The organism is Kordiimonas sp. UBA4487 (assembly GCF_002389025.1).
In the GTDB taxonomy this organism is placed as follows: Bacteria; Pseudomonadota; Alphaproteobacteria; order Sphingomonadales; family Kordiimonadaceae; genus Kordiimonas; species Kordiimonas lacus.
Genome location: NZ_DGNR01000007.1, coordinates 1 through 8,385 on the forward strand (window position 1 = coordinate 1; position 8,385 = coordinate 8,385).

An 8,385-nucleotide genomic window follows, 5' to 3' on the forward strand; every position below is an offset into this window, starting at 1 on the left:
GTTTTTCAACGGAATAGGCCAGTAACGGACATTCAAGAGACATACCTATTCCCGCATAAGAACAGGCGCTTTCTGACCCAAAGCGAACTTTTAACAGCAGCATAAGACGCATATCTGTTTCTTGGTTCCTCTCATAAAAGAACTGTATTTGAGGCTCCTTTCATAAACTGCACTGAACAAGGAATTGACCGACCAAAGGGGCAAGGATAGGTTTCTAACCTGTTTCTTCAGCCGATAAGCGGGGTGGGTATCTGTGTTTGAAGTGTTGCCAAGTTTCATAACAGCCGCGATCACCTTCCTGCTTTCACTGCAGGTCTTAAGGTCAGACCTCGAGGGCCGATTCAAATATTATCTGGCACTTGGCATTATCTGTTTCGCCGCGCTTGCGTTGGCGCCTTACTATAACAACCCTGCAGCAGGGGACGGTGAGCGACTGTTTCAAATCACGCTTTATGCCCTGGCAAATCTGGGAGCCGTCGCTTGGGCCCTGATCATGTTCTATCTGTTTGAGGACAAGGACCTTTCCTCCTGGCCCTTCTGGCTGGTGGCAGTTGCAGCCCTGGGTATCGACGTGTTTGACCTTTGGGCCAGCAGGCACGGTAACTGGCCGAACAGCTGGCCGATGATCATTGTCTTCGAATATTGGCCGCAAATAGCCAAGCTCGGATTTTTCCTGCTCGGGACCTACGCGCTGATCCGCTCCTGGCGAGCTGAACTGCTCCAGAGCCGGTTCCGCTTGCGCCAGATTGTGGCAACGATTTTCAGCGTGGTTGGTATCGAGATGCTGGTGGCGGAAAACATTGTCGGCATCGCCACAAAACTGCCCTATGAACCACAGACCTTTCATATGATCTGGCAGCTGGCTTTGGCCATTTGGCTGTTTTTTGCCCTGACGCGCCCCCAACTGGCGGATTGGGCAACTGGTAAGACCAAGGTCAAAGCGCGCAAATCCAGAAGCTGGGTGAAATGGGGTGAGAAGGCCGCCAAGCTGGAAAAGCTTTTGGAGGACCAACAGGTGTATCGGGAACCAGACCTGAATGTCGCCAAACTTGCTGGCATGTTGGCGCTACCTGAATACCGATTGCGCGAGCTGATCAACGGAGAAATGGGATACAAGAATTTCAACGTTTTTCTGAACGATTATCGGATTGATGCGGCGTGCCGTGACCTGAAGGACCCTGGCAAGGACAATCTGCCGATCATCTCCATTGCCATGGAAGCAGGGTTCAATTCCCTTGCGCCCTTCAACCGGGCCTTCAAGGAACGCATGGGCATGACACCGAAGGCTTACCGCGACGGCGACGGACCGACCTGATCCGTCGCCACGCTTTTCATTAATGCTGGTGGGCTGGGAACTGGTCGGATGCTGCCAGCGCCCGCGCCGCACGAACGAGGCTGGTGCCGTGGCCATCGCGCGCGTGGGTGCCAACCCATGCAATCACCAGATCCCGGTGCGGTGAGACATAAAGCCCCTGGCCGGAAAACCCGCTTTTATAGTGATCGCCATCCAGCCACACTTTGTCCCACTGCCGGGCATTGTGGTGCGCCTGGTGTGGGGCCGCAAGGTTGAGGGCAATGCCGTCGGGCGAATTCTGCATCAGGTCCGGCCGGGCGTCTTCCTGGATAGCGTCTTTCCATTCCTGGCTGAGAATGTTGGCGTTGGGCCCCGTGTGAAGATATGCCATACCCAGACGCGCCACGTCGCGAAGGCGGGCTGATATGCCGCCCCCAGCATCCGGTTCACCATGTTTGTTGACCAGGACCAGGGCGTCGGCTTCTGCACCAATCCTGTTCCATACGAGGCTGGAAAGCGCATCCGCATAAGGCATGTCGGTCAGTTCCTCCACGAGCCGCGCCAGGACGAAGCTGTTGACGGAGGTGTAGGTGTAGGACTGGCCCGGTTTCTGCCGTTTGCTCACAGCGCGCACAATATCATAGGCGTGCGGCGCCTGTTGCTTCGGAGCTTCCTGGTTAAAAAGGGCCGCAAAATATCCGAAGATGCATCTTTCAGGATTGGTGAAAGCATCCGCCAGGACCTCCCGACAATCCATGCCTGATGCCATATCAGCGATATCGCGCACCGTGATGCCTTGCCAGTCGGTCCCTTCCAGTTCAGGCAGATATCGGTCGATTGGCGCCCAAAGCGACAGCTTTCCTTGCTGCTCTAGAACCCCCAGGGCGGTAGACAGTGCGACCTTCGATACCGACCAGAGCGCGTGCCTGTCGCTGGCTTTCATGTGAGGATACCGTTCATAGATCACCGTACCGTTTTGCACGATGACAATGCCGTCCACGAGACCAGAGTTCATAACATGGTCATAGAGTGTTGTTGTCTGGCGGCCGGTGCTGAAATGAAAATCATCCAGTTCCTGGTGAAAATCACTGGGTAAATTGCCGGCACTGCCTTGCCGTGTGATGGTGTCCTGCAGGAACAGGGTTTCCATGTTCAGCCAGGCATACCGAGAGAGGTCGGCACCAGCGATGAAAGTCCGGCCATTGACTGCGTCTGTCATTTTCCTCTGATAGTCCAGTGACTGTGCTGATACGCCGGTGGAAAGAAGGATAGCTGCAATCGTGGCGGCAAGGTTCAATTTTGATATAGTCATTCCTGCCTCCTTTTACTGCTTGGCCTTGAGGGCTTTGAGCCAGGCGATAACATCCTGAATGTACACCGGATTTTTGAAGCGATAGCTTTTGCCGTCTTTATCAGTTGCGGTCATGAACATGCCGTGGTCAGCACCGGGATATGTGCGCAGCTCAAACGGCTTCCCGTCACGGATCCAGGCTTTCACCGCCGCGATCGATGTCGCGCTTGGTGCGGTTTGGTCGGCTTCGCCAAAGGCCCAGAGAACCGGAATATCCAGTTTCTCAATGTCGGCCTTTGGCTCATAGCTCCAGTCCAACCCTTCCGGCAGTTGGCCGCGCCCAAAGGCCTTCAGAAGGAACGGTCCCCAGGACAGGCAGCCGTCACCCACCTGTGTGCCGGCAAGCCTGTCGCCGTCAACGCGACCTTTCCATTTTTTCTTGAGAGCGCTGACTTCATCCCAACGACTGTCGTCATGCAAGGCAAATGCTGACACGCAGGCTTCAACGAAGGGTTTGAATTCCTCCCAGCTTTCATCAGGGTAAGCTGCTTCAAACTTGTTCTTGGTATATTGCAGTTCTTCTTCGAAGGCCGTACCAACAGTGCCGAACGACGCCACGATAAAGTCTACCTCGCTGTTGCGGCTGGCCTCCAGGGTGGCGATGCGCACACTTTGGCTATTGCCGGCGATGCCGATCAGGCGCTTGTCTACGCGGGGGTGGGCTGCCAGGAATTCGACCACCTTGCCCATATCTTTGCCAAGCTGGTCGAAGTTGTGGGTAAAGCTACCGCCGGACGACCCCGTGCCACGCTTGTCGAACAGGACGGTGCCGAACCCGGCTTCCGCGTACCATGCGGGTGCCCAGTCCCAATTCGTTGCCCCACTTCGTTCTGACCCGTGCCCACTGATGACCACAGGTACTTTGCCGCTGCCTTTGGGCAGGATCAGCATGCCTTTGAGAATGACATCACCGCTGGTGATCTCGAATTCTTCCGCCGTCACTTCGGCGGGGGTCAACGCGGTGTCGCCAAGAATGAGCTTGCCATTTTCATACCGGATCGAAGGGGCGATAGAGGGCCTGCTCTCCAACCTGCCATTTTCCAGCCGGTAATAATAAAACAGTCCATTTGATGGGTCGTGGACGGTAAAATCGCCGTCCGTATCCTGTACGGCGCTATAGAGCTGGCCGCTGGCGTCAGTCCAAACGCGGTTGGTATTTTTGATTTCCGGGAATACCGGGTCATAGTTGCTGCTGCCGGAACAGGCGGCGAGCATGGATGTCCCCACTGTCAGGAGTGTCAGTTTTTTCATTGTTAGTCCTTTCACGAACTTTGTTGTCGATGACACAAAGCTAGGAAAGGGGGGCGGCGATTTCTTATCGATTTGTGGGTAAAAACTCTCCGATTCTTGAAATCGACCGCCTTTTGGAGTGAATGGAGGGGTTCAATCGTGCAGCTTCGCTATTCGGTCGAAAATCGCCTCATAAGGTGCGTCGGTCGCCAAATCGATGCCGGCTTGTTTCAAGGCAGGGTAAGACAGGAATGGCGCGTCGCCGCCCAATGACCGCATCAATATGGTTTCCGCCAGCTTGGGCTCTGATGACGCCAGATCCTGCAGGTGCGCCGCGGTGGCGAGGGCTGGTGGCCAGAAAAGATGTTCTGCCGAGAAATAGATCACTTCGGTCAGCACCATCCACTCCAGCACCTGTGCACCGTCAGCATTCAACGTGTCATCAAACAATTCTTTCAAAATGGTTTTGAAATGCGTGCTGATGGTGTCCGCTGTCGGTGTCAGCCCGGCGCGAATGTCGCTCAGCGTCCGACTTTCAAGCTCAGCCATGATAGAATAGGCCACGTAGGTGCGGAATATCTGTTTCTGCTGTCGGGCGATTTGGAGGGTACGTTCTTCCGGGTTTTCGCTGTTTCGCATCAGTGCATCGGAATTTATCAGTTTGCCGAGATAAATCAGTGCGTTGCTATAGATAGACGGGTCCGCACGGGAATCTGGCGGCGTTTCTTGGGGGATACTGTCATAGGCGGTCAGCAATAACAGGCCTCCCGCCAGATTTTGCGCATGCACATAGCTGCCGTCAAACGGCATGAACAGGAAGGGGCGGGCATTCCCCACCTGCCACCAGACGCCCCAGGTGTGGGCCTTGGTCGCAGTTGGTTTCAGGTCCATCAGGTTTGCCGACAGGGCATTTTCCATGGCTCGGCCATAAGTGCCGGACACAGCGTTCGTAAATGCCTGCATGGTGGCGATCACGGCATCTGCCTCATAGTTTTCCTGTCGGTCGGTGGCGGGCACAGACAGCAAGTCGCCAAATGTTAAGCGGGGGCGACCCAGCGCGTTAGCTTGCTGCTTGGCAAAAGCTCGAAGGGTATCGCGGTGACGTACCAGCGACTGGTAAAGCTTTCTGTAACTGCCTTCAGGCATGCCGTCTCGGAAGTAGAATTCGGCGTCCACCGGGTCTGAAAACCCCTTGCCGCGCGCGACCTCCAGATCAAGCGCCAGCCGATTCACATAGAGGCCCGCTAGGGTATCCCCATAGGGCAGCAACGTCTCAAAAAAGGCGTTACGCACCCGGTCCCTGTTCACAGAGTTGGGCGCCCGACGGGCACGTCTGTAGGCACGGTAATCGGCAATCACTGTCGTACCGTCGTTCAGGGAGACCGTTGGCCAGTTTGGGATACCTGCCATCAGGGACCGAAAGACATGATGCTGGGCGGCGACGCGTGCATCCACCCTTTCGATGACTTCCAGGGTTGCGGCACTGGGCATTCTTTCGAGCTCAGCCCGGTATTGCATCAGGCGCGGCAGGAAGGGCGCGTTGTTTTTCATAGCCGCCGCCAAAACGGTATCCGCAGTTTCAGGGCATTGCCTGAGAGCCTCGGTCAGAGGGCTTACCCAAGCCATTGCGGCGGCCTCGTTGGCAAGGCCTACATCTCGCCGGGTCGCGGCTGGCCTGTCTTCAGTGTCCAGCAGGGACTGCAGAAAGCCATACTGTGCCAGGCGGCTGGCGGCCACGCGCAGATCATGATCGTGCTGCAAAGCCTGTTCCAGGGAACGCGGCGTTTGGCAGAGCTCATCCGGGTTCCATTTTGGCCGGGACAGGCTTTGCTGGACCCAAACCCGTTCCGCCTCCCATCCGGCATCACCCTGATAATAGTGTGTCAGATCCCACGTTTGTTCTGCGGCAATTGCCGGCAGGTTCAGGCAGCAAAGAGCGAGGCCCATCAGGCTGTATTTCATCGTCTATCCTCTTTTAAAGTCAATGTGTCTGGACAGTCTATGAAGGGGGTATTTCCGTGGCTTTGCGAATTGCCGTGAAACCTGATCGATTTTTAAATTCGATCAGGTTTTTCGTGAAATCGAGGGGCAATTCCACGTTGAAGCAGGAAGGATGCAGGCGACATCAAAGGGCGCAATGCGCCAAGGAAAGGAATAGAAATGAATATTGTAAAAGGACTGCTGTTTTCCCTTGCCGTCGCTTTCTGGTCGAGTTGGCCGGCTGGGTCGGATGACGCATCGGAGATTGCGGTCGTGGTTCAAAAGTATTTCGATGGCACAGCAAATGGCCGGCCGGGCCTGGTGGCCGAGGCATTCCTGCCAAGCCTTGAACTTCAGTTTGTCGGGAAAGACGGCGAGTTGCGCCGCTGGAAGGGCACAGACTATATCGCGAATATCAAGGAAGGTGTTCAGAATAAAAGGATGGGACGGTTGGTGGCCATCGATGTCACCGGGGCGGCCGCGACGGCAAAGGCTGAAATCATCTCGGGTGACCGCACCTACACCGACTATTTTCTTTTGCTCAAACTGAAGGACGGTTGGCGCATCGCCAACAAGACCTTTGTCAGGCATTGATGGCAAGATGTGTCCCACACTGTAGGGACGTCAATGACGGGGGCAAGGGTAGCCGTGGTTCATAGATGCTGGAATGTTTCTGTTCCACGGCAGTCCCCTCTTGGCGAATTGGGGACGTTTGAGAACGAAATCTGAAGGTCTGCTCTCTGACGAAAGCGGCCCTGTCGGATAATCTCATTTTATGTGTCGCAAATGACGGATTGTCTCAGTTTATGCGTCACTCAGTCTCACTTGTTGCCTGATGCCGAATCCTGCAGAATATTGAAGAATAATTCTGCATGCATTTTCGCTGTGTGAGGCCCAGTCTGCCTTACGTTCAGGCTATTTCTCCATGAAGAACACGAGCGCCATTTAGAGCGCAGGCGGGGCGGGGGAGAGCGCAAAGGAATGGGCGTGAATGAAGCCAGGCTTGTATTCCATTCATAGTGCCATCCGCTGGCGCCTCAGGACTAAGATATTGAAGTAGAGGATAGGAATAAAGAAGCCTCAACATCCCCCTTTAGCGCTCACAATGTTTGGCCATCGGAAAAAGGTAACAAAGGTTACAAATATCTCAATTTAAAGATAACCAATTGTTTTATATATATCTTCACTGCAACCCAAAAGGTCACAAACAGGTCACACCGGGGTTACATAGGGGTTACAGGCAAAAGGTTACACGGGGTCACATATTCTGGAGCCAATCCCTTTAAAATCAATGACTTAAAAGTTGTGACTCCATTTGTAACCCGATGTAACCTTTAAGGGGTCACAAATATCTTAATATATTTCAATGAGTTAAATGCCGATTTTGGCTTTGTAACCTTTGTTACCTTTTTCCGATGGCCATCCTGATCTTGTAGAACACCAGCCTCCGATTCGGCGTGAACTTCGCTCCCTCAAGCGACCACCAAACACTTTTTTCACTCAATTCCCGACCTTGTGGTTATTTACCCCCCCTTTCTAACCACGATCCCATTGTTGGCCTCCCCTCGCTCAGGCACCGTTTGCGTGTCATCAATACGCAGCCCCGCAGAGGCCAATGGATAGAGCGCTTGAGCATCGCGAAGAGAAAGCCGTCACCGGCGCATCGGATCTGATCCGTGCGCTGGCCGTTCAGGCTGCGCGCGACTATTTCAAGGCCTCGCCGTCAGCCCACTCGCTTGACAATCCAGACTTGCATGACTCAACTGAGCGCTCCAGTTCAGGAGAAGAATGATGCGTCTTGCCCTCTATGCCCGCTATTCGACCGACCTCCAGTCGGCCACCTCTATTGAGGACCAGTTTTATAAACTGAAGGAGCGGGCAAACATGGAAGGATGGACGGTTGCAGGCACCTACTCCGATGCAGCTGTATCCGGTGCGACACTTCTGCGCCCCGGCATCCAGGCCCTCCTCCAGGACGCGGCCCAGTCCCGGTTTGACATGGTGCTCGCGGAAGCGCTCGATCGCCTGTCCCGTAACCAGGCGGATATCGCCCGGATCTATGAGCAACTGAACAAGATTGTGGATGCTGTCGCCGATGGTGCCCCCTTTGCCCTGTTCAAGGACAAGACAGCCAAGCTTGAGGCAGAGAAGGCTGAGTGCGAGGCCAAACTATCGCCTATTTCTGACGAGCCGCCCATGCTTCTGCACCCCAACATGAGTGCTATCTATAAGGATAAGGTGGGCAGGCTCTCAGACGCCCTGAAGGCCGACAGGGATGACTTACAGGCGTTTGATGCCATCCGCTCGCTTCTCGATCAGGTGGTCCTTCATCCGACTGAAGACGGCTTTGAGTTCGAAGTCCAGGGCGAGTTGGCGGCCATTCTTTCGCTCTCGAATGGCAAACTCCCGAGCACTGCAGGGCCGCTCGGCGGCAACGGTCTCTCTAGAACGACAAAACCCTCCGAACTTGCGTTCGAAGGGTCTGTTGCACTTGCTGAGCAAGTGAAGTTGGTTGCGGGGGTAGGATTTG

The 8,385-nt window shown here is 54.7% G+C and carries 7 protein-coding genes; 4 read left to right on the top strand and 3 right to left on the bottom strand.

The window, feature by feature from the left end:
• Window positions 1-253 precede the first annotated feature (253 nt).
• Window positions 254-1,315: a helix-turn-helix transcriptional regulator gene (locus tag B3Z17_RS04980; protein WP_286828815.1), complete on the top strand. Its 1,062-nt coding sequence runs from the start codon at window positions 254-256 to the stop codon at window positions 1,313-1,315.
• Window positions 1,316-1,334: 19 nt separating this feature from the next.
• On the opposite strand, the gene B3Z17_RS04985 is transcribed toward B3Z17_RS04980, so the two are convergent.
• From B3Z17_RS04985 to B3Z17_RS04995, 3 genes are all read right to left on the bottom strand, one after another.
• On the bottom strand, window positions 1,335-2,606 hold the full coding sequence (locus B3Z17_RS04985; protein ID WP_286828816.1) for a serine hydrolase domain-containing protein: 1,272 nt from the start codon (window positions 2,604-2,606) through the stop codon (window positions 1,335-1,337).
• A gap of 12 nt (window positions 2,607-2,618) precedes the next feature.
• Window positions 2,619-3,896, bottom strand: coding sequence for an alpha/beta hydrolase family protein (locus B3Z17_RS04990; RefSeq protein WP_286828817.1), 1,278 nt, complete (start codon window positions 3,894-3,896; stop codon window positions 2,619-2,621).
• 132 nt (window positions 3,897-4,028) lie between these two features.
• On the bottom strand, window positions 4,029-5,837 hold the full coding sequence (locus B3Z17_RS04995) for a hypothetical protein (protein ID WP_286828818.1): 1,809 nt from the start codon (window positions 5,835-5,837) through the stop codon (window positions 4,029-4,031).
• 198 nt (window positions 5,838-6,035) lie between these two features.
• On the opposite strand from B3Z17_RS04995, the gene B3Z17_RS05000 reads away from it, so the two are divergent.
• The 3 genes from B3Z17_RS05000 to B3Z17_RS05010 all read left to right on the top strand — a co-directional run.
• Complete coding sequence (locus tag B3Z17_RS05000) at window positions 6,036-6,449, top strand: nuclear transport factor 2 family protein (RefSeq protein WP_286828819.1); 414 nt, start codon at window positions 6,036-6,038, stop codon at window positions 6,447-6,449.
• A gap of 1,021 nt (window positions 6,450-7,470) precedes the next feature.
• Window positions 7,471-7,647: a hypothetical protein gene (locus B3Z17_RS05005; protein WP_286828820.1), complete on the top strand. Its 177-nt coding sequence runs from the start codon at window positions 7,471-7,473 to the stop codon at window positions 7,645-7,647.
• Window positions 7,644-8,385: recombinase family protein (locus B3Z17_RS05010; RefSeq protein ID WP_286828821.1), on the top strand; the 742-nt coding region annotated here is incomplete at its 3' end. The genes B3Z17_RS05005 and B3Z17_RS05010, both read left to right, overlap by 4 nt.

What these genes read in the sequence shown, in the direction of transcription:
- B3Z17_RS04985 (WP_286828816.1), bottom strand. Translation starts at nt 2,606, where the DNA reads ATGACTATATCAAAATTGAACCTTGCCGCCACGATTGCAGCTATCCTT.
- B3Z17_RS04990 (WP_286828817.1), bottom strand. Translation starts at nt 3,896, where the DNA reads ATGAAAAAACTGACACTCCTGACAGTGGGGACATCCATGCTCGCCGCC.
- B3Z17_RS04995 (WP_286828818.1), bottom strand. Translation starts at nt 5,837, where the DNA reads ATGAAATACAGCCTGATGGGCCTCGCTCTTTGCTGCCTGAACCTGCCG.
- B3Z17_RS05000 (WP_286828819.1), top strand. Translation starts at nt 6,036, where the DNA reads ATGAATATTGTAAAAGGACTGCTGTTTTCCCTTGCCGTCGCTTTCTGG.
- B3Z17_RS05005 (WP_286828820.1), top strand. Translation starts at nt 7,471, where the DNA reads ATGGATAGAGCGCTTGAGCATCGCGAAGAGAAAGCCGTCACCGGCGCA.